The sequence below is a fragment of the Streptomyces sp. NPDC107654 genome, assembly GCF_055639035.1.
The window spans coordinates 13,327-36,812 of the sequence record NZ_JBVKBI010000017.1 but is presented as its reverse complement, the minus strand read 5'-3'; the positions used below and the strand labels follow the sequence as shown (position 1 = coordinate 36,812).

5 protein-coding genes and 1 pseudogene are annotated in these 23,486 nt (G+C 74.6%); 5 read left to right on the top strand and 1 reads right to left on the bottom strand.

Annotated elements, in window-relative coordinates:
• Positions 1-3 precede the first annotated feature (3 nt).
• Entirely contained in the window at positions 4-1,047 is a 1,044-nt protein-coding gene (locus ACZ7N4_RS26645) for a bifunctional class I SAM-dependent methyltransferase/NUDIX hydrolase (protein WP_471362295.1), read from the bottom strand.
• Positions 1,048-1,191: 144 nt separating this feature from the next.
• Between ACZ7N4_RS26645 and ACZ7N4_RS26640 the strand changes: the two genes are divergently transcribed.
• The 5 genes and pseudogenes from ACZ7N4_RS26640 to ACZ7N4_RS26620 form a co-directional block, all read left to right on the top strand.
• A complete protein-coding gene (locus ACZ7N4_RS26640; RefSeq protein ID WP_471362292.1) occupies positions 1,192-2,001 on the top strand; it encodes a LytR/AlgR family response regulator transcription factor in 810 nt (269 codons plus the stop codon).
• Positions 2,002-2,898: 897 nt separating this feature from the next.
• Positions 2,899-4,119: a helix-turn-helix transcriptional regulator gene (locus ACZ7N4_RS26635; protein ID WP_471362290.1), complete on the top strand. Its 1,221-nt coding sequence runs from the start codon at positions 2,899-2,901 to the stop codon at positions 4,117-4,119.
• 224 nt (positions 4,120-4,343) lie between these two features.
• Positions 4,344-4,991, top strand: coding sequence for an FMN-dependent NADH-azoreductase (locus ACZ7N4_RS26630; protein ID WP_471362287.1), 648 nt, complete (start codon positions 4,344-4,346; stop codon positions 4,989-4,991).
• The gene (locus ACZ7N4_RS26625; protein ID WP_471362285.1) at positions 4,988-6,181 is read left to right on the top strand and encodes a cytochrome P450; all 1,194 of its coding nucleotides are present in this window, start codon (positions 4,988-4,990) and stop codon (positions 6,179-6,181) included. Before ACZ7N4_RS26630 ends, ACZ7N4_RS26625 begins: the two co-directional genes overlap by 4 nt.
• A 290-nt stretch (positions 6,182-6,471) precedes the next feature.
• Positions 6,472-23,325 (top strand): annotated as a pseudogene (locus tag ACZ7N4_RS26620) (type I polyketide synthase); the annotation flags it as partial.
• Positions 23,326-23,486: the final 161 nt, after the last annotated feature.

Sequence of the window (23,486 nt, the reverse complement as noted above, 5' to 3'; positions counted from 1 at the left end):
CCCTCAGCCGCCCGCGACCGGGTACCGGTGCACCGGCGGCAGACCCGGCAGCAGGCCCGGCCACACCGTGTCCAGGACGTGGGCGCTCGGTGTGAACAGCGGGCGGCCCAGCCCGGGCAGGTCGGTGACCTCGTGCCACTCCCAGCGGCGGACCAGCCGCGGCTCGGTGACGACCGGTTCGCCGGTGAACCGGCCGACCTCGACGGCGGCCGTCACCCGGGGCATGCCGTGCACCGCGTCCATGAGAACGGCCCGCACCCGCACCCCCGCCGGGTCGGCCCTCAGCGACGTCTCCTCCTCCAGCTCCCGCACGGCCGCGGCGGCGAAGTCCTCGCCCGGCTCGTTCTTGCCGCCGGGCAGCTCCCACATGCCCCGCACCGACCAGCCCAGCAGCACCCGCCCCGCCGGATCCGTGACGACCACCCCGGCACCGGTCAGGGCGTGCGGGGACGGCCGGCCCTTGCCGGCGCAGACCGGCGGGGCGGGGGCGGGGCCCCGCAGGACGAGCAGGGCCAGACCGTCGGCGTCGTACCGCTCGGCCGACTGCCAGCCGGTGCCGAGCAGTTCGATCTCCTCCTCGTCCAGGGCCACACCCCGCTCGCGCTCCGGTACGGCGTCCGCGACCGGAGTGATCACGCACAGCGCGCCGCCGGGACGCAGCCGCTCCCGCAGCCGGTGCAGCACCCGGGTCCGGTCCCGGACGAACGCCCAGGCGAGCCGGACGGTGATCAAGTCGTAGGATCCCTGCCGGAGTTCGCCGAGACCGTCCTGTTCGATGTCCAGTCTCCGGTACGCCACCCCCGGCGCGGGGCCGCGCCGGGCCTCGGTGAGGGCCGCGGCGGACCGGTCGACGGCGTCCACCCGGTAGCCGTTCCCGGCCAGGTGCCGGGCGAGTTCGCCGGTGCCGCAGCCGACGTCCAGACAGCGCCCGTCCGCCGGCGCCGGGACGTGCGCGGCGAGCAGCCGGCGCTCGGCGGGGCCCAGGGGCCGGAACCGGCCCCCGCGCGCGTAGTGGGCGTCCCACTCGTCGGGCTTCGGGTGTGCCACCGGGCCTCCTCGTGCCGGTCGATACGCGGACAGGGGCATCATGACCGGGTCACGGCCCGGACACACCACCGTCGGTGATCTCGACGGCGCCCGCCCGCGGTACCACCATGGGGGAGCGGCCGAGGACGGAAGGAGCTGCCGGAGATGAGGGTGACCGACGTGCCCTTGCGGGTCCTGGCCGTGGACGACGAGGAACCCGCGCTGGCGGAGCTGCTGTACCTGCTGGGGCAGGACTCCCGGGTCGGCACCGTCGTACCCGCCCCGGCGGCCGCCGAGGCGCTGCGCCTGCTGAGCCGGGCCGCGGCGGGCGGTCCGGACGGCACCGAGGGCTTCGACGTCGTCTTCCTCGACATCGACATGCCCGGCCTCGGCGGCCTCGAACTGGCCCGGCTGCTGGGCGACTTCGCCGCCCCGCCGCTGATCGTCTTCGTCACCGCCCACGAGGACTTCGCGGTGCGCGCCTTCGACCTCAAGGCCGTGGACTACCTGCTCAAGCCGCTGCGCGAGGAGCGCTTCGCCGAGGCGGTACGGCGGGTCGCCGAGCTGGTCCGGGCCGGCCAGGGGCCCCGCCCGGCCGTCCCCGCGGACCCCGGGCCCGCGGCACCGCCCTTCGGCGACCAGGTACCGGTGGAACTGGGCGGGGTGACCCGGTTCGTGCCCCTGGCCGACATCACCTACGTCGAGGCACAGGGCGACTACGCCCGGCTGCACACCGGCCGCGGCAGCCACCTGGTGCGGATACCGCTGTCCACCCTGGAGGAGCAGTGGCGTCCGCGCGGCTTCGTGCGGATCCACCGCAGCCGGCTCGTCGCCCTCGGCCGGATCGAGGAACTCCGCGTGGACGGCGGCAATCTGACCGTCCGGATCGGCGACCGGGTCCTGGCCGTGAGCCGGCGCAACGCCCGGGAACTGCGGGACCTGCTGGCCGGCCGCGCGGCGGGCCGGGTGCGCTGACCCGGCGCAGCGCTTCGGCCACGGTGGCCGGACCCCGCCGTACCGCCCCCGGCCGAATGGCGGACAGGCTCCGTGGCGTTGGTCACGTTCACGACGGCGCCGTCCGGGGCAGGGCTATTCCCCGGGACGCGCGGGTCGGCGAGCCGCCTTGCCACTCCCGCAGGGGTGGGACTTGTGTGGGGGAATGGTGAACGCCGACCGTGGCCGAGCATGCTCCGGGTCAGCCGTCGAGGAGCGTTAACGGCAGCGTCACAGCGATTCGTGGTACTTCACCGAATGAATACGTATCGTTGTGCGAAGGATCGACGAGTAGGTGGCGGGAGGACTATTTCTCGCCAGCCTTGTGACGTTCGTGCGCGACTGCGTTCATCACACGTGTAGGCAACACGGACAACTGGGTCACGGGCCAGGGGGGTTACTTGATGTCCTGCACCAATTCGGGCTGTTCCGGGCGGCGGACGTTGCGCCGGGCCGGGTTCCGCAGACGGTGCGTTTCCGGAGCGAGGCCGACCGGGCGCTGACGCACCGGCGGTGAGATGCGTGATCGTGCTGGACGGCGGACGCGCGCGGACGCAAGACACCTTTCGGCAATTCCGGGCCCGGGCCTGGACTGCCGTACCAGGGGACAGGGCACCGCCGGCGGCCGGAAGCGGCCGGACCACATGCGCGACGGGGACGACGGGAACAGCGTGTGCGCGGTCCGGAAGAAACGGTCGACGGGCAAGAGCGCGACTACCCCACGAGTTCAGAACGCCACCCGATTACACGTCAGAGGTTGTAGTGCCCCCGCGATATTCAGTCATATCCGAGCAAACTCTTCTGGAATCGTCTTCCGAGCCAGGCCGTTCTGTCGCACAATCAGCACTCTTCTGGCTCGACGGACGGCTCGGCAAAAGCATGGAGTTAGCCGCCGCCGCGTCGGAACCGGCCACGGGAGAACTCCCCGTCCGCGAGGCGCCGCTGGAGGCGCGCATCTGGTACGCGACGCTGCTGACACGAGTCCGCGGCCTCCGGCCTGCCGAACGTCTCCTCGCCGGCGAGGAGACCGTCACCCACGGACCGCACCGACCGGAAGCCCAGGCGGCACGGCTGCTGTGCGAGGCGGAGATCCACCTCGCCGGGGGCAGGCTCACCGAGGCGACCACGGCGGCCGAGGCCGGACTCAGGCTGGCGTCCCAGGCCGGCAACCGCGGACTCCCACCCCGCGGGCACGTGGTCATGGCCGTGTGCTCCGTCCGCTCCCTGGACCTGACGACCGGCCTGCTGTACGCCAACCGGCTCCGGGACGCGGCCCTGCTCGGACAGGAGAACCTCATGCCGGGACAGTGCGTCTGGGCCGCGGCGCAGGCCCTGGAAGCGCGCGATGGCATGGAGAGCGTGGCCCACCTGCTGAAGGGCATCCTCCACGACGACGTCCTCACCCGCGAACTGCTCCTCTCCCAGCCCGCCGCCGCCCCCTGGCTGGTCCGGGCCGGACAGCGGCTCGGCGACACCGACCTCGCCGAACGCACCGTCCGCACCATGAACCGGCTCGCCCTGACGAACCGCAGCTTCCGCAGCGTCCAGGCCGCGGCCGAGCACGCCACCGGGCTGTACGCCCGCGACGCGGACGCCCTGGAGGCCGCCTCCGCACGGCACCTCGACCCCTGGGCACGCGCCTCCGCCCTGGAGGACGCGAGCCGGGTGCGCTCCGTACGCGTCCCGGAACGCGACCGGGCGGTCGACCTGCTCCGGCGCGCGGCCGACGCCTACCTGAGCGCCGGGTCCTCCCGGGACCTCGCGCGGGTCCAGAGCCGGCTGCGCGAACTCGACGACCACGGCGGGCGGCCGGCCCGCAGCCGGACCCGGGTCAGCAGACTCACCGACACCGAGTTCGCCGTGGCCGAACTGGTCAGCCAGGGCCTCACCAACGGCCGGGTCGGCAGCCAGCTCTACATCTCCCCGCACACGGTGGCGTTCCACCTGAAGAAGATCTTCCGCAAGCTCGACGTGACCTCCCGGGTGGAACTGGCCCGCTCCTGGAACCGGATCCTGGTGGAGGAACGCGCCGACCGGCCCGCCACCACGCCCGAACCCGACTTCCTCGTCCGCCCCTCCATGGCCCGGCAGGCCGGGTAACCACCCGCCGGCGCGGGACCGTCAGCGCAGGTGACGACTCCGCGCCGCCCCCACCACCACCGCCCTACCAACCTGAGGGATGCCGTGGCGGCCCTCCCCCCACGTAGCCTCCCCAAGGGAAGCACCACTCCTCACCGTGTCGTGTCGTCCCGCCGGCGAGCGCCGGCCGGAAGGGACCGGGCGGGTTGCCGGAACAGCCATACCGATTGGCCAGGAGTCATGTCATGACCCATCTTCTGCACATCGACGCGAGCATCCGCTCCGGCGAGTCCGTGACGCGGCAGCTCACCGCCGAGTTCGTCACCCAGTGGCGGCAGAACCACCCGGACGCCGGCTACACCTACCGCGACCTCGGTGCCGATCCGGTTCCGCACATCACGCACGAGGTGCGCGAGTGGCTGTTCGACCCCACCGGCGACCTGCACGGCGTCAGCCCCGAGGAGAAGGCGCTCACCGAGGCCCTGCACGCGGAGGTCCACGAGGCGACCACGATCGTGTTCGGCATCCCGATGTACAACTACACGATCCCGTCGTCCGTGAAGACCTGGATCGACCGGCTGGTCACCCCCGCCCACATGGTGCCCCCGGGCGCCGAGTCCGGCGCGCTGAGCGGCAGGAACGTCATCGTCGTCACCGCCCGCGGCGGCTCCTACGCCCCCGGCACCCCGCGCGAGGGCTGGGACTACCAGGAGCCCTACCTGAAGGCCGTGCTCGGCGCCATCGGCCTCGCCGACAACCTGACGTTCGTGCACGCCGAACTCACCTTCGCGGCCATCGTGCCCGCGATGGCGCAGCTGAAGCCGCTGGGCGAGAAGTCCCTGGCCGACGCCCGCGAGACCCTGCGCAAGCTGGCCCTCGAAGGAGCCTCATGACCGAGATGCTGTCCTACGAGGAAGTGTGGTCGCGCACCCACCACTTCGACCCTCCCGCGATCTTCGACAAGCTGCGCGAGGAACGCCCGCTCGCCAGAATGACCTACCCGGACGGCCACATCGGCTGGTTCGCCAGCAGCCACCGGATCGTCCGCGAGGTCCTCAGCGACCCCCGCTTCAGCCACAGCCTGGAGATCGGGCACTTCCCCGTCACCAAGTACGGCGCGCCCGTACCGCAGTTCCCGGCGATGCCCGGCATGTTCATCCACATGGACCCGCCGGACCACACCAGGTTCCGCCGCATGCTGGCCCGCGAGTTCACCGTCCGGCGCATCGCCGAACTCGCCCCGCACGTCGAGTCGGTGACCGCCGGGCAGATCGAGGAGATGCGCGAGCACGGCGCGCCCGCCGACCTGCTCACCACCTTCGCCAAGCCGCTCGTCCTGCGGATCCTGTCCGACCTGGTCGGCCTGCCGTACGAGGAACGCGAGCGGTACGCCGACGCCCCCGCCATCACCCACGACCCCGACGGGGACGCCGAGGAGTCCATGGCGGTCTTCCAGCAGGTCGGCGCGCTCATCGGGGAGACCATCGAGCGCAAGCGCAGGCAGCCCGGCGACGACATCATCAGCCGGCTCCTGGCCGCCGGGGAACTGACCGACGAGGAACTCGGCAACATCGTGGCCCTGCTGCTGTTCGCGGGTTACGAGACCACCGAGAGCGCTCTCACCGTCGGCGTCATGGCGCTGCTGCACCACCCCGAGCAACTCGCCGCCCTGCGCGCCGACCTGTCCCGCGTGGACGCGGCGGTGGAGGAGATCCTCCGCTACGTCACCGTCAACCAGTACGAGATCTTCCGCACCGCGCTGGAGGACGTCGAGCTGGACGGCCAGCTGGTCAGGAAGGGCGAGACCGTCACGGTCTCCCTGCCGGCCGCCAACCGCGACCCGGCGAAGTACGGCTGCCCGGCCCACCTCGACCTCGACCGGGACACCGCCGGCCACCTGGCGTTCGGCCACGGCATCCACCAGTGCGTCGGCCAGAACCTGGCCCGCCTCGAACTCCGCACCGGTCTGCGCGCCCTGCTGCAGGCCTTCCCCGACCTGCGGGCCGCCACCCCGGCCGAGGAGGTCCCGCTGCGCACCCGCGGCTCCGTCTTCGGCCTGAAGAGCCTCCCCGTCGCCTGGTGAACCCACCTCCAGTGCGTCCTCCGTACGCCCGGAGCACCTCCCTCGTACGCCCTACGTACGCCCTTGGTACGCCGTAGCACGTCCGCACCTCCGTATGTCCGCCCTTCCGACCACGTCCGGCGGTACGGCGGCCCTCCGCGCGACCTCGTGCGGGCCGGTCGCGACCGCCCCGCTCCGGACCGTCCCTCCCGGCCGTCCGGAGCGGTGGGAACGGCCCCCGCCCCGGTGGCGGTACGGCCGGCCCCGCCTTTCCCGGGCGCCTGTCCGCCGCGCACCACCGCGGTGGAGGGATGTCTGCTTCCGTCGTTCCGGACGACGGCCGGCTGTCCACCGTCGTACAGCCGCTCGCGCCGCGTCCGGAGACCGTCCCCGACCTGCTGCTCCCGGTACCCGCTGCCCGCCCTGTGGAAGGAGTCCGAGGCGTGCGTCCCGACCTGGTCACACCGCTTGCGGTCACGCTGCACGAGCACGCTCTCCGCATCCCGGAGAAGGTCGCCTTCGCCGACGACCGGCGCGCGGTCACCTACGCGGAGCTGGAGGCGCGGACGCGGCGGCTCGCCGGACACCTCGTCCGCCTGGGGCTGCGCCGCGGCGACCGGGTGGCGCTCTGCCTCGGCAACTCCGTCGCCATGGTCGAGGGCTACCTCGCGGTCGTGCGCGCCGGCGGCGTCGGCGTGCCGGTGAACCCGCGGTCCGCGCCAGCCGAGCTGGAGTATCTCCTCGCCGACAGCGGCGCGAGGTTCGTCCTCGCCGCGGCGAGCAGTGCAGTGACGTTTCTGCAGGGGGTCATGGCCGCCGACCTCACCGTCCTCGTGGCCGGCACCCCCGACGTACCCCCGGGCACCCACGCCTACGACGACCTCGCGGCCACCGATCCCGGCACACCCGCCCCCGACGACCTCGGCCTGGACGAGGTGGCGTGGATGTTCTACACATCCGGCACCACCGGCCGCCCCAAGGGCGTGCTGTCCACCCAGCGCAACTGCCTCTGGTCGGTCGCCGCCAGCTACGTACCCATCCCGGACCTGCGCCAGGACGACCGGGTGCTGTGGCCGCTGCCGCTCTTCCACAGCCTGTCCCACATCGCCTGCGTACTCTCCGTGACCTCCGTCGGCGCCACCGCCCGCCTCACGGACGGCAGCTCCGCCGACGACGTCCTCGACCTCCTCCGCACGGAGCGGGCCACCTTCCTCGCCGGCGTCCCCACCACCTACCACCACCTCGTCACCACCGCCCGCCGCACCGGCCTCGCCCTGCCGCACCTGCGCATCGGACTCGTCGGCGGCGCGGTCACCGGCTCCGAGCTGCGCCGCTCCTTCGAGGAGACCTTCGGCGTCCCGCTGGTCGACGCCTACGGCTCCACCGAGACGTGCGGCGCGATCACCATGAACCCGCCGGACGGCGCCCGCGTCGAGGGCTCCTGCGGGCTGCCGGTACCGGGCGTCGACGTCCGCATCGTCGACCCCGACACCGGGACCGACGTGCCCACCGGGCAGGAGGGCGAGGTCTGGGTCAGCGGCCCCAACGTCATGGTCGGTTACCACAACAGCCCCGAGGCGACCGAGGCCGCGCTGCGCGACGGCTGGTTCCGCACCGGCGACCTGGCCCGCCGCGACGAGGCCGGCTACTTCACCGTCTGCGGACGCCTGAAGGACCTGATCATCCGCGGCGGCGAGAACATCCACCCCGACGAGGTCGAGGCGGTCCTGCGCACCGCCCCCGGAGTAGCCGACGCCGGCGTCGCGGGAGCCCCCCACGACACCCTGGGCGAGGTGCCCGTCGCCTGGCTGGTCCCCGGTCCGGACGGCCTCGACGTCACCGCCCTGCTCGACCACTGCCGCGCCCGGCTGTCCGCGTACAAGATCCCCGAGCGGATCCACGAGGTCACCGGCATCCCGCGCACCCCCTCCGGAAAGATCGTCCGCCGGCTCCTCGCCGCCCGGCCGTACTGGCCCCGCCACACGGCCGACGGCCACCACGACGCCCTGCTGACCCCCGCGTGGCTCCCCGCTCCGGCCGGCACGGGTACTCCCGACGGTGCACGTCCGGCCGCCTGTGCCGTGGTCGGCGAGGACACCACCGGGCTGGTCGAGGCCCTGCGCGCGGCCGGCGTACCCACGGAACTCCACGCCGACCCGGCGTCCGTGGAGGGTACGGCCCCCGGTCCGGCCCTCCTGCTGCCCCCGCCCCCCTCCGCCGACCCGTACACCCAGGCCGGCCTGCTCACCGCGCAGGTGACCAGCGGGAACACCCCCGAGTCGCTGGTGGTCCTCACCCGGGGAGCCACACCCGCCGGTGACACCGCACCCGACCCCGTCGGCGCCGCGCTGTGGGCCGCCGTGCGGTCGCTCCGGGCGGGCGGCCACCAGGGACTGACCGTCGTCGACCTCGACACCGACGACCCCGACGCCGAGACGCTGCTCGCCGCCGTCGCCTCCGGCGAGCCCGAAATCGCCGTCCGCGGAGACGAGTTGCTGGTACCCCGGCTGCTGCGCACCCCTCTGGACGGCCGACCCCGCCCCGCCGCCGCCCTCACCGGCCCCGGAACAGTCGTCGTCACCGGAACCGACACGCCCACCGGTGCCGCGCTCGCCCACCACCTCGCCGACGTACACCGGGCCACGGACCTGCTGCTCGTCCACGCGCCCGGCACGACCGACCGCACCGACCCGGACGCCTGGCCCGCCGGTACCCGCATCCGCAGCATCACCGCCGACGCTCCCGGCCTGGACGACGCCCTGGATGCCGGGGTGAGCCTGGCGGTGCACACCGCCGACGACCCCGGCCTGGCCCGTGCCGTCGCCCGACTCATCGCGCCCACGGCCCGGTTCGTCACCGTCACCGACGGCTCCGCGACGCTGGGCGCCCCCGGCGACCCGGACCGGGCGGTGCGCGGTGCCCTCACCGAGGCGGTCGCGCACGCCCGCCGGCTGCGGGGACCGGCCGCCCACCTCGTCTGGGCGGCGGACGACGACACGACCCCACTCGCCGGTCTCCTCGCCGCTTTCGACGTCCTCCTCGCCGGCCGGGCCCCGGTCCTCTTCGCCCCACGCCCGACCCCGACCGACCCCTCCCGGCCGGCCCCCGCGATCCTCCGCGCCCTGACCGAGCCGCCCGCCCCCCAGACCCGCCCCGACGAGGCCGTCACCGCCGCCCTACGCACGCGCCTGACCGGCCTGGACGAGCGCGCCCAGCTTGACCTCCTCGAACACCTGGTCCGCGCCCAGGCCGCCACCGTCCTGCACGGCCCCGACACGGCCCCCCTCCCGGCCGACCGCGCCTTCCGCGACCTGGGCCTGACCTCGGTCGCCGTCGTCGCGCTGCGCGACCGGCTGACCGAGCACACCGGGCTGCGCCTGCCCACCACCGTCACCTTCGACCACCCGACCCCCCGCGAGCTGGCGGCCCACCTGCGCACCGCCGTCCTCGGCCTGGACGACACCCCCGCGCCCGCCGGACAACCGGCCGAGGACGCCGACCCGCAGGAGCCCATCGCCATCGTCGGCATGGCCTGCCGCCTGCCCGGCGGCGCCGACACCCCCGACGAACTGTGGCAGTTGCTGTCCGCCGGCCGGGACGCCGTCTCGGACTTCCCGACCGACCGGGGCTGGGACCTCGACGGCCTCTTCGCCACCGACCCGGACCGGCCCGGCACCTCCTACGTCGACCAGGGCGGCTTCCTGCCGGACGCCGGACAGTTCGACGCCGGCTTCTTCGGGATCTCCCCGCGCGAGGCGCTGGCGATGGACCCGCAGCAGCGGCTCCTCCTCGAAACGTCCTGGGAGGCCCTGGAGCGGGCCGGTGTCGACCCCCATGCGCTGAAGGGCACGGACGTCGGCGTGTTCGCCGGGGTCATGGGCCAGGGCTACGGCTCAGGAGGCGCCCTCCCCGCCGAACTCGAAGGCTTCGTCACCACCGGAACCGCGTCCAGCGTGGCCTCCGGCCGGGTCGCCTACGTCTACGGCCTCGAAGGCCCCGCCGTCACCGTCGACACCGCCTGCTCGTCCTCCCTCGTCGCCCTCCACCTCGCCGCGCAGGCCCTGCGGCGCGGGGAGTGCTCCATGGCCCTGGCCGGCGGCGCCACGGTCATGGCCACCCCGGGCACCTTCGTGGAGTTCTCCCGGCAGCGTGCGCTGGCCGCCGACGGCCGCTGCAAGTCGTACGCCGACGCGGCCGACGGCACCGGCTGGGCCGAGGGCGCGGGCATGCTGGTCCTGGAGCGCCTGTCCGAGGCCCGTCGCCACGGCCACCGAGTGCTGGCGGTCGTCCGCGGCAGCGCGGTCAACCAGGACGGCGCCTCCAACGGCCTGACCGCCCCGAGCGGACCCGCCCAGCAGCGGGTCATCCGCAAGGCACTGTCCGAGGCCGGCCTCACCCCGGCCGACGTCGACGCGGTGGAGGGGCACGGCACTGGAACGACCCTCGGCGACCCGATCGAGGCCCAGGCGCTGCTGGCGACCTACGGCCGCGACCGTGAACAGCCCTTGTGGCTGGGCTCGTTGAAGTCCAACATCGGCCACACGCAGGCCGCCGCCGGTGTCGCCGGTGTCATCAAGATGGTCCAGGCGATGAGGTACGGCGTCCTCCCCGCCACGCTCCACGTCGACACCCCCTCCTCCCAGGTCGACTGGTCCGCCGGCGCCGTCGAACTGCTCACGGAGCCCCGCCCCTGGCCCCGCACGGGTCGTCCGCGCCGGGCCGGTGTCTCCTCCTTCGGCGTGAGCGGCACGAACGCGCACGTGATCCTGGAGCAGGCCCCCGAGGAAGGGGCCGTTGTCACCGGGGAGCCGCACGAGGGTGTGGTGCCGCTGGTCGTCTCGGCGGCGTCGGAGGGTTCGCTGTCCGGTCAGGCGGAGCGGCTGGCCGCGTTCGTCGGTGACACGGACGCCTCGCCGACGGAGGTCGCGGGTGCTCTGGTGCGGCGGCGGGCGGTGCTGTCGGAGCGGGCCGTGGTGGTCGCCGGGTCGCGGGAGGAGGCGGTGGCCGGGCTTGCCGCGCTGGCGGGCGGCGAGGGCAGTCCCGTCGTGGTGCGGGGTGGTGCGGGGACGCCCGGCAGGACCGTGCTCGTCTTCCCCGGGCAGGGGTCGCAGTGGCTGGGGATGGGCCGGGAACTTCTGGAGTCCTCGCCGGTGTTCGCGGAGCGGGTCGGGGAGTGCGCCCGGGCCTTGGAACCCTGGGTGGACTGGGACCTGACGGCCGTCCTGCGCGGTGATGTCGATCTGCTGGACCGGGTGGACGTCGTGCAGCCGGCGAGTTTCGCGGTGATGGTCGCTCTGGCGGCGGTGTGGGCGTCGGTGGGTGTCGTGCCGGACGCGGTGGTCGGTCACTCCCAGGGGGAGATCGCCGCCGCGTGTGTGGCCGGGGCGTTGTCGCTGGAGGATGCGGCGCGGATCGTCGCCGTACGCAGCCGGGTGATCGCCGGTGAACTGGCGGGCCGGGGCGGTATGGCGTCGGTGGCGCTGTCCGAGGTCGAGACAGCCGCGCGGATTGCCGCCTGGGGCGGGCGGGTTGAGGTTGCTGCGGTCAACAGCCCCACGTCCGTGGTGATCGCCGGTGACGCCGAGGCGTTGGACGAGGCGCTGGCCGCGTTGGAGGCCGACGGTGTCCGGGTCCGACGGGTCGCGGTGGACTACGCCTCCCACACCCGTCATGTCGAGGCGATCGAGACCGCGTTGGGGAACGCGTTCGCCGACATCGAGAGCCAGGCCCCGCAGATACCGTTCTTCTCGACCGTGACCGGTGAGTGGGTGCGTGAGGCGGGTGTCCTCGACGGCGGCTACTGGTACGGCAACCTGCGCAACCAGGTCCGTTTCGGCCCGGCTGTCGAGGCGCTCCTCGCCGAGGGTCACACGGTGTTCGTCGAGTCCAGTGCCCACCCGGTCCTCGTCCAGCCGGTCAACGAGATCGTGGACGAGGCGGCGGGGGAGTCCGACACGGTTGTCACAGGCTCACTGCGTCGCGAAGAAGGCGGGCTTCGGCGGCTGTTGACGTCGATGGCCGCGGTGTTCGTCAAGGGCGTGGCGGTCGACTGGACGGCCGTGCTGCCCGAAGGCAGCGGCGGCGTGCAGGTGGACCTGCCGACGTACGCGTTCGACCACCGGCACTACTGGCTGAAGCCCAGCCCCGCGGCGGACGCCGCCTCGCTCGGGCAGACCGGCACCGATCATCCCCTGCTCGGCGCGGTGGTCGGACGGCCGGACTCCGGGGGGTTCATGACGACCTCGCGGTGGTCCCTGCGCTCGCAGCCGTGGCTGGGTGAGCATCTCGTCGGGGACGACGCGGTGCTGGTGCCGAACGCGGCCCTCGTGGAGCTGGCGGTCCGGCTCGGCGACGAGGCCGGCGTGCCGGTCGTGGCGGAGCTGACCGTCGAGCGGCCCGTCGTTCTGCCGGTGCGCGGCGGGCGGGCCGTCCAGACCGTGGTGGGCGACGCCGACGGCGGCGGACGGCGTACCGTCGAGGTGTACTCGCGCGCGGACGACTCCGCGCCGGACGCCTCCTGGACGCGGCACGCGCACGGCACGCTCGCGCCCGCCGCCCCGGCGGAGGCGGACGGTGACCGGCCGGCCGGTGGGTCCGGCGTCGAGGTGGCCCTCGGCGAGGGCGCCGGGGACGCCGAGCGGTACGGCGTACACCCCACCCTGCTCGACGCGGCCGTACGGACGGCACTGCCCGCCGGGAACCTCGCGGTCACCTGGCGCGGCGTCAGCCTGCTGGCGTCCGGGGCGACCGCCGTCACCGTGCGGTCGGCGGGGGCGGCCGGTGAGGGCACCCGGCTCGACCTGACCGACCCGGCCGGGCGGCCCGTGCTGACCGTCGACGCGGTGCTGTCGGAACCGTTCGAGCCGGCGCGCGCCGGAATCGCCGAGGCACTCACCCACGACGCGCTGTTCCGCGTCGACTGGACGGAGCTGCCGCTGCCGGCGGGTGAGGGGGCGCCGGGCGTCGTCACCGTACGGACCGCTCGGGACGTCGATGCCGATGCGGCGGACGCGGACGTCCTGCTGTACGGCGTCGACCCGGCGGTGACCGATCCGCGTACGGCTCTCGCCGCCGCGCTCGCCGTCCTCCAGGCCTGGCTGGCCGAACCCGCGCTGGAACGGACCCGGTTGGTCGTGACGGCCGGCGCCGACGGCACGCACCTCGCCACGGCCGCCGTCCGCGGGCTGCTGCGGTCCGCGCAGTCCGAGCATCCCGGTCGGATCGTGCTGGTGGAGTGCGACGGGTCGGGAGAGCCGGGCCAGGAGTGGGACGCTGGTGCGGCGGTGCGGACCGCCCTGGCCGGACTGCTCGCCTCCGGTGAACCCGTGATCCGTCTGCGGCCCACAGGTGCCGAGGTGCCGCGGCTGGTCCGGGCCGGGGATCCGGCGGGGGAGGACGGTGTTCCGCAGCCGGGCCGGACGCTCGATCCGGACGGGACCGTGCTGATCACCGGCGGTACCGGCACGCTCGGCGCGCTCACCGCCCGGCACCTGGTCACCGAGCACGGCGTGCGCCACCTGCTCCTGCTGAGCCGGCGCGGCCCGGAGGCGGACGGCGCGACCGCGCTGTGCGAGGAGCTGACCGCGCTCGGCGCCACCGTCACCGTCGTCGCGTGCGACACCGGTGACCGGGACCGGCTCACGGCCGTTCTGGACGCCGTACCCGCCGGTCACCCGCTGACGGCCGTGCTGCACACCGCGGGTGTCCTGGACGACGGTGTGGTCACCGCGCTCACCCCGGAGCGCGTCGACATCGTCCTGCGGCCCAAACTGGACGCCGCCCTGCTGCTGGACGAGCTGACGCGGGAGTGCGACCTCGCGGCGTTCGTCCTGTTCTCCTCGGCCGCCAACGTCTTCGGCAACCCGGGCCAGGCCAACTACGCCGCCGCCAACGCCGCCCTGGACGCGCTCGCCCGCCGCCGCCGTGAACGGGGACTGCCCGGTGTCTCGCTCGCCTGGGGCTACTGGGAGCGGGCCAGCGGCATGACCGGGCACCTCGGCGCCGCCGACCTGCACCGCAACCGGCGGCTCGGCATGGCCGCGCTGTCGGAGGCCGAGGGCATGGCACTGCTGGGCCTCGCCCTGCGCCCCGGCAGCGCACTGCCCGCCGCCCCGGTGGCCGCCAAACTGGACCTGCCCGCCCTCCGTGCGGCGGCCCGTACGGCACCCGTGGCACCCCTGCTGCGGGGCCTCGCACCCACACCGCGCTCGCTGGCCCGCGCCGCCGGGGACGCGGACCGGGGCGGCCTGCGGGACCGGGTGACCGCGCTGGACCCGGCGGCCCGGCTGGCCCTGCTGCTGGACCTGGTCCGGCGCAACGCCGCCGACGTGCTCGGCCACGGCAGCGCCGACGCCGTCCGCGCCGACCGGGCCTTCAAGGACGCCGGGTTCGACTCGCTGACCGCGGTGGAGCTGCGCAACCGGCTGGCGACCGCCACCGGTCTCGCGCTGCCCTCGGCCGTCGTCTTCGACTACCCCAAGCCGACCGCGCTCGCCGAGCACCTGCGCGCCCGGCTCGTCGGCGACACCCGCCCCGACGCTCCCGCCCCCGCCCCTACCACGACCGCGTCCGACGAGCCGATCGCGATCGTCGCGATGGCCTGCCGCTTCCCGGCGGGGGTGCACAGCCCGGAGGACCTGTGGCGGGTCGTGGCCGACGGGGTCGACGCCGTCACCGAGTTCCCCGCCGACCGGGGCTGGGACATCGACCGGCTCTACGACGCCGATCCCGACAAGCCCGGTACGACCTACGTGCGGCACGGCGCGTTCCTGGACGATGCGCCCGGCTTCGACGCCGCCTTCTTCGGCATCTCCCCGAACGAGGCGCTCGCCATGGACCCGCAGCAGCGGCTGCTGCTGGAGACGTCCTGGGAGGCGTTCGAACGCGCCGCGATCGACCCCACCGGGCTGGGCGGCCGGGACATCGGCGTCTTCGTCGGCGTCAACAGCCACGACTACACCGTGCGGATGCACCACGCGACCGACGCCGAGGGCTTCCGGCTCACCGGTGGCTCCGGCAGCGTCGTCTCGGGCCGCGTCGCCTACCACTTCGGGTTCGAGGGCCCGGCCGTCACGATCGACACCGCCTGCTCCTCCTCCCTGGTCGCCCTGCACCTGGCCGCCCAGGCGCTGCGCAACGGGGAGTGCTCCATGGCGCTCGCCGGCGGTGTGATGGTGATGGGCAACGTGGAGACGTTCATCGAGTTCTCCCGCCAGCGCGGCCTGGCCCCCGACGGACGGTGCAAGGCGTTCTCGGACGGCGCGGACGGCACCGGCTGGTCCGAGGGCGTCGGCGTGCTGCTGGTCGAGCGGCTGTCCGAGGCACAGCGGCGGGGACACCAGGTGCTCGCCGTGATCAAGGGCTCGGCCGTCAACCAGGACGGCGCGTCCAACGGCCTGACCGCCCCCAACGGTCCCTCGCAGCAGCGGGTGATCCGCAAGGCGCTCGCCAACGCCGGGCTGACGACGGCGGACGTGGACGCGGTGGAGGCGCACGGCACGGGCACCGTCCTCGGCGACCCGATCGAGGCGCAGGCCCTGCTCGCCACCTACGGCCAGGACCGCGAACAGCCGCTGTGGATCGGGTCCGTGAAGTCCAACCTCGGGCACACCCAGGCCGCCGCCGGTGTCGCCGGTGTCATCAAGATGGTCATGGCGATGCGGCACGGCCGGCTTCCCCGCACCCTGCACGTGGACCGGCCGTCCCGCCACGTGGACTGGTCGGCGGGCGCGGTCGAGGTGCTCACCGAGGCCCGCACCTGGCCGGAGACCGGCCGCCCGCGCCGGGTCGGCGTCTCCGCCTTCGGCATCGGCGGCACCAACGCCCACCTGGTCCTGGAACAGGCGCCCACGATGGAGACGGCCACGGAGACGGAGCGGGCATCAGCGGCCGAGCCGGGACCCGTGGCCGGCCCGGCACACGCGGCCGGACAGGAGCCCGGACAGAGGCCCGCGGTCGGCGTGGGGCCGGCCTCGGCCGGTGGTGGCCTCCTCCTCCCGTTCCCCCTCTCCGCCCGTACCGCCGCCGGACTGCGCGGACAGGCCGCCCGGCTCGCGGACTGGGTGGCGGGGCGGGCCGGTACGCCGCTCGCGGCCACGGCGCACGCCCTCGGCACCACCCGCGCCCACCTCGACCACCGCGCGGTCGTCCTCGCCGCCGACCGGGAACGCCTCACCGACGCCCTGCGCGCGCTCGCCGAGGGCACCGCCGACCCGGACACCGTCACCGGCGGCCCGGCCGACGGCAAACTCGCCTTCCTGTTCACCGGGCAGGGCAGCCAGTGGGCCGGCATGGGCCGCGAACTCGCCGCCGCCCACCCCGTGTTCCGCGAGGCGTTCGACGCCGCCTGCGCCGCCGTGGAAGCACACCTGGACGGCCTCGAACACCCCCTGAAGAACGTGGTGTTCGCCGAGCCCGGCACCGAACGGGCCACCCTGCTCGACCAGACCCTCTACACCCAGGCCGCACTGTTCGCCCTGGAGACCGCGCTGTTCCGGCTGTTCACCTCCTGGGGCGTACGCCCCGACCTCCTCGCGGGCCACTCGGTCGGCGAGATCGCCGCCGCGCACGCCGCCGGCATCCTGGACCTGGCGGACGCCGGTGAACTGGTCGCCGCGCGCGGCCGACTGATGCAGGCGCTGCCCGAGGGCGGGGCGATGGTCGCCGTAGAGGCCACCGAGACCGAGGTCGCCCCGCTGCTCGCGCAGGCTCCGGGCGCCGTCGGGATCGCGGCGGTCAACGGGCCGCGGGCGCTGGTGCTGTCCGGCGCCGAGGACGCCGTACTCGCCGTCACCGCGCGCCTCGCCCAGGACGGCCACCGCACCCGCCGGCTGACCGTCAGCCACGCCTTCCACTCCGCGCTGATGGAGCCGATGCTCGACGATCTGCGCGCCGTGGCCGCCCGCCTCCGCTACCGGCCGGGCACCCTGCCCGTCGTCTCCACGCTCACCGGCGCCCTCGCCGAGGACGGGCTGCTCGCCACCCCCGAGTACTGGGTGGACCAGGCCCGGCACGCCGTGCGGTTCACCGACGCCGTCACCGCCCTGCGCGACCAGGGCGCCGTCACCCACCTGGAGCTCGGCCCCGGCGGTGTGCTCAGCGCCATGGCCCTCGGCACGCTCGGGCCGGACACCCGCGGCTGCGTCACCACCCTGCGCCGGGACACCGCCGAGGACACCGCCGTCTCCACCGCGCTCGCCGAACTGCACGTGCGGGGCGTGCCGGTCGACTGGACCGCCGTTGTCGGCCGCCCGGACCCGGCCGTCGGCCCCGACCTGCCCACCTACGCCTTCCAGCACCAGCGGTACTGGGTCGAGGGCGCCGCGGCCACCGACGCCGAGGCGCTCGGCGCCCGGTCCGCCGGCCACCCGCTGCTGGGCAGCGTCGTGGAGGTCCCCGACGAGCACGGCGGCACCGGTGTCGTCCTGACCGGCCGGCTCTCCCGGCGCAGCCCCGGCCTGCACACCGGCGGGGGAGGGACCGTACCGGCCGGTGTCCTGCTGGAGCTGCTGGTCCGGGCGGGCGACGAGACCGGAGGCGGCACCGTCGAGCGGATCACCGTCGACGCCCCCCTCGCCGTCCCCGCCCACGACGACGTCCAGCTCCGCGTCCTCGTGGACGCGCCCGGGCCCGACGGGGCGCGCGCGGTCACCGTGCACAGCCGGCCGGCCGGACACGAGGGCGAACCGTGGCTGCGGCACGCCCGCGCCACCCTCACACCCGGGGTCCCCGAACACGCCTTCGACCTGCGCGCCTGGCCGGACAAGCCCGCCGAGGACACTGTCCCGGCCGGGGCGCGCGGCCTATGGCGGCAGGACGGCCGGATCCTCGCCGACCTCGCGCTGCCGGACGAACTCACCGACCAGGCCGAACGGTTCACCCTGCACCCGGTGCTCCTCGACACCGCCCTGCGGATCGCGGCCGAGGACACGGTCGTCACCCTCACCGAGTGCGCCACCCTCGCGGTGTACGCGGTCGGCGCCACCGAGCTCCGGGCGCGCGTCACCCCGGACGCCGACGGCCACCACCTGGTGGAGCTGGCCGACGCCGACGGCCGGCCCGTGGCCCTGCTCGGCCCGGTGACGCTGACGGCCGCCGAAACGGTCGTACCGGAGACCGAGATACCCGAAGCGGTCCCACGGAAGGCGGCCGTGTCCGAAGAGGCCGCGGGAGAGGCGGCCGTACCGGAGGCCGCCGCGCCCGGAACCGTCCCCGTCCGGACCGCCCCCGTCCGCCGCGTCATCCGCCGCACCCCGGAAGCCGACGGCAACGAGCTGGCCGCGCGGCTGACCGGGCTCGCCGACGCCGAACAGCGCCGGATCCTGCTGGACCTGGTCCGCGAGAGCACCGCCGTCGTCCTCGGCCACCGGGACACGGACGACTTCGACGAGGGACAGCCGTTCAAGAACCTCGGCTTCGACTCGCTCACCGCCGTCAAACTCCGCAACCGGCTGCACGACTTCACCGGCGTCAGTCTGCCCAGCAGCCTGGTCTTCGACCACCCGACACCGGCCCTGCTCGCCGACCACCTGCGCGGCGAACTCCTCGGCACCCGCCCGCGGACGCCCGCTCCCGTCCGGCGCGCCACCGCGGACCCGGACGAGCCGATCGCCATCATCGCCATGAGCAGCAGGCTTCCCGGCGGCGTCCACAGCCCCGAGGACCTGTGGCAACTCGTCATGGACCGGCGCGACGCCATCTCCGGCTTCCCCACCGACCGTGACTGGGACATCGACCGGCTCTACCACCCCGACCCGGCCCACCCCGGCACCAGCTACACCCGGGCGGGCGGCTTCCTGCACGACGCCGCCCGGTTCGACGCCCAGCTCTTCGGCATCTCGCCGCGCGAGGCCCTCGCCATGGACCCGCAGCAGCGGCTCCTGCTGGAGACCTCCTGGGAGGCCATGGAACGGGCCGGTATCGACCCGCTGTCCACCCGCGGCCAGGACGTCGGCGTCTTCACCGGCATCGTCCACCACGACTACGTCACCCGGCTGCGCCAGGTCCCCGAGGACGTCCAGGGCTACACGATGACCGGTACGGCCGCGAGCGTGGCCTCGGGACGGGTGTCGTACGTCTTCGGCTTCGAAGGCCCCGCCGTCACCGTGGACACGGCCTGCTCCTCGTCCCTGGTCGCCATGCACCTGGCCGCCCAGGCCCTGCGGGGCGGCGAGTGCTCCCTCGCGCTCGCCGGCGGCGCCACCGTCATGGCCACCCCGGACGCCTTCCTGGAGTTCTCCCGGCAGCGCGGACTGTCCGCCGACGGCCGCTGCAAGGCGTACTCGTCCACCGCCGACGGCACCGGCTGGGCCGAGGGCGTCGGCGTGGTCCTGCTGGAGCGGCTGTCCGAGGCGCGCCGCAACGGCCACCGGGTGCTGGCGGTGCTGCGCGGCAGCGCGGTCAACCAGGACGGCGCCTCCAACGGCCTCACCGCCCCCAACGGCCCCTCCCAGCAGCGGGTGATCCGCAGCGCGCTGACGTCCGCCGGGCTGGAACCCGCCGACGTGGATGCGGTGGAGGGCCACGGCACCGGCACCGTCCTCGGCGACCCGATCGAGGTACAGGCACTCCTCGCCACCTACGGCCAGGACCGCGCCCAGCCGCTGTACCTGGGCTCCGTGAAGTCGAACATCGGCCACACCCAGGCCGCCGCCGGTGTCGCCGGGGTGATCAAGATGGTGGAGGCGATGCGGCACGGCGTCCTGCCGCCCACCCTGAACGTCGCCGAACCCACCCCCCAGGTGGACTGGTCCGCGGGCGCGGTCGAACTCCTCACCGAGGCCCGCGAGTGGACCCGTACCGGCCGGCCGCGCCGGGCCGCCGTCTCCTCGTTCGGCGCGAGCGGCACCAACGCACACGTCATCCTGGAGGAGGCGCCCGACACCGAGCCGGTCACCCGGCCGGCGGTGCCCGCCGGTGTCGTACCGCTGGTGGTGTCGGCCCGCAGCACCGCCGCCCTCGCCGCCCAGGCCGGACGCCTGGCGGCCTTCGTCACCGGTACCGAGGCCTCCCCGGCCGAGGTCGCCGGGGCTCTCGTCGACCGGCGGGCCCTGCTGTCCGAGCGGGCCGTGGTCGTCGCCGGCGCCCGCGACGAGGCACTGGCGGGGCTGGGCGCGCTGGCCCGGGGCGACAGCAGCCCCCTCGTCGTGACCGGAACCATCGCCGGCTCCGGCAGCCCCGGCAGGACCGTGCTCGTCTTCCCCGGGCAGGGGTCGCAGTGGCTGGGGATGGGCCGGGAGTTGCTGGAGTCCTCGCCGGTGTTCGCGGAGCGGGTCGGGGAGTGCGCCCGGGCCCTGGAACCGTGGGTGGGCTGGGACCTGACAGCCGTCCTGCGCGGTGATGTCGATCTGCTGGACCGCGTGGACGTCGTCCAGCCGGCGAGCTTCTCCGTGAACGTCGCCCTGGCGGCGGTGTGGGCGTCGGTGGGTGTCGTGCCGGACGCGGTGGTCGGTCACTCCCAGGGCGAGATCGCCGCCGCCTGCGTGGCCGGGGCGTTGTCGCTGGAGGACGCGGCGCGGATCGTGGCCGTACGCAGCCAGGTGATCGCCGGTGAGCTGGCGGGCCAGGGCGGTATGGCGTCGGTGGCGCTGTCCGAGGTCGAGACAGCCGCGCGGATTGCCGCCTGGGAAGGGCGGGTTGAGGTCGCGGCGGTCAACAGCCCCACCTCTGTGGTGATCGCCGGTGACGCCGAGGCGTTGGACGAGGCGCTGGCCGCGTTGGAGGCCGACGGCGTCCGGGTCCGGCGGGTCGCGGTGGACTACGCCTCGCACACCCGTCATGTCGATGCGATCGAAAGGTCGTTGGCGGAGGCGTTCGCCGACATTGAGAGCCAGGCCCCGCAGATACCGTTCTTCTCGACCGTGACCGGTGAGTGGGTGCGTGAGGCGGGCGTCCTCGACGGCGGCTACTGGTACCGCAACCTCCGCAGCCAGGTCCGCTTCGGGCCGGCCATCGCCTCCCTCCTCGCCCAGGGCCACACGGTGTTCGTGGAGTCCAGCGCCCACCCCGTCCTCGTCCAGCCCGTGAACGAGATCTTCGACGAGGCCGCCGACGACAAGGTCCGGCTCCGGGCCGTCGCCGGAGGCTCCCTGCGGCGCGAGGAGGGCGGGCTGCGGCGGCTGCTCGCGTCGATGGCCGAGCTGTTCGTCAGGGGCGTGGCCGTGGACTGGACGGGCGTCCTGCCCGACGGAGCCCGTGACGCCGACCTGGACCTGCCGACGTACGCCTTCGACCGGCAGCACTTCTGGCTGCGGGAGGCGGACACCGGGACGGACGGCGCCCCGGCCGCCGAGGGCGCCGAGACCGACTTCTGGGCCGCCGTCGAACAGGCCGACGCCGACTCCCTCGCCCGGCTCCTCGACCTGGCCGCCGCCGACCAGCGCGACGCGCTCCGCACCGTCGTCCCCGTGCTGGCCGACTGGCGCGGCAGGCGGCGTGAGCTGTCGGCGGCCGAGAAGCTGCGCTACCACGTCACCTGGCGGCCCCTCGACCAGGAGGGCACCGGCGTCCCCGGCGGCACCTGGCTGGCCGTCGTACCGGCCGGGCGGCCCGCGGACTCTCCGCTGGACGAGCTGCTGCGGGAACTCGCCGCACAGGGACTCGACCTGCTCCCGCTGGAGGTCACCGCGGCCGGCACCGACCGCGCCCGGCTCGGCGAACGCCTGTCGGCCGTCCTCACCGAACACGGCGTGACCGGCGTGCTGTCCCTGCTCGCCCTCGACCCCGGCGGCGCCGACGGCCCGCAGGACCCCGTCCCGACGACCGCGGCCACCCTCGCCCTGGTACAGGCGCTCGGCGACACCGGAGCCACACAGCCGCTGTGGTGCCTGACCCGGGGCGCGGTCAACACCGGCATCCAGGACACCGTCACAGCCCCCGCCCAGGCGGCCGTCTGGGGCATCGGCCGGGCCGCCGCCCTGGAGCGCGGCGACCGCTGGGGCGGGCTGATCGACCTGCCCGCCACCCTCGACACCCGCGCCGTCCGCCACCTCCTCGGCGCGCTCGGCCATCCCGGCGACGACGACCAGCTGGCCGTACGCCGCTCCGGAGTCCACACCCGCAGGCTGCTCCGCAAGACCGCCCCCGACCCGGCCGCCGGCCCCGGCTGGCAGCCGGCCGGTACCGTCCTGGTGACCGGCGGCGCCGAGGGCCTCGGACGGCACGCCTCCCTGTGGCTCGCCCGGTCCGGCGCCCGGCGCCTCCTCGTCACCACCACGGCCGGCGCACCCGACGGCGCGCTCGACGCGCTCACCGCCGAAGTCACCGCGCTCGGCACCGGCACCACCGTCGAGAGCTGCGCCGACACCGACCACGCCGCCATCGAGCGGCTGCTCGCCGACACCCCCGGCGACCAGCCCCTCACCGCCGTCGTGCACACCGCCGACATCGCCCGCACCAGCACCGTGGACGACACCGGCGTACCCGAACTCACCGAGGTGTTCACCGCCAAGGTCGACACCGCCCGCTGGCTCGCCGAACGGTTCGCCGACACCCCCCTCGACGCGTTCGTGGTGTTCTCCTCGATCGCCGGCATCTGGGGCGGTGGCGGCCAGGGACCGTCCGGCGCCGCCAACGCCGTCCTCGACGCCCTCGTGGAGTGGCGGCGCGGCCACGGCCACACGGCCACCGCGATCGCCTGGGGCGCCCTGGACGAGACCGGCGTCGGCATGGACGAGGACACCCTCACCCAGCTGCGCCGGCGCGGTGTCCTGCCGATGGCCCCGCAGCTCGCCCTCACCGCCTTCGAACAGGCCGTGCGGGCCCAGGAGAAGGCCGTCACGGTCGTCGACATGGACTGGGGCGCCTTCATCCCGGCGTTCACCTCGGTCCGGCCCGGTCCGCTCTTCGCCGACCTGCCCGAGGCGCAGGAAGCGCTGCGGGCCACCCAGCCGGACACCGAGAACGGCGACACCACCGCCGGCCTCGTGGACTCCCTGCGCGACGTCCCCGAGGCCGAGCAGAACCGCATCCTGCTCCGGCTGGTGTGCGGACACGCCGCCACGGTCCTCGGCCACAGCGGCGCCGACAGCATCGGGCCCCTCCAGGCCTTCCAGGAGGTCGGCTTCGACTCGCTCGCCGCCGTCAACCTGCGCAACAGCCTCCATGTGGCGACCGGCCTCAGGCTGCCCGCCACGCTCATCTTCGACTACCCCACGCCGGACGCCCTCGTCGGCTACCTGCGCTCGGAACTGATCCGGGACGCGGACGACGGGCTGGACGGGCGGGAGGACGATCTCAGGCGAGCCCTCGCCACCGTCCCCCTCGCCCGGTTCAGGGACGCCGGCGTCCTGGACACCCTGCTCGGCCTCGTGGACACCGAGGACGCCCC

What these genes read in the sequence shown, in the direction of transcription:
- ACZ7N4_RS26640 (WP_471362292.1), top strand. Translation starts at nt 1,192, where the DNA reads ATGAGGGTGACCGACGTGCCCTTGCGGGTCCTGGCCGTGGACGACGAG.
- ACZ7N4_RS26635 (WP_471362290.1), top strand. Translation starts at nt 2,899, where the DNA reads ATGGAGTTAGCCGCCGCCGCGTCGGAACCGGCCACGGGAGAACTCCCC.
- ACZ7N4_RS26630 (WP_471362287.1), top strand. Translation starts at nt 4,344, where the DNA reads ATGACCCATCTTCTGCACATCGACGCGAGCATCCGCTCCGGCGAGTCC.
- ACZ7N4_RS26625 (WP_471362285.1), top strand. Translation starts at nt 4,988, where the DNA reads ATGACCGAGATGCTGTCCTACGAGGAAGTGTGGTCGCGCACCCACCAC.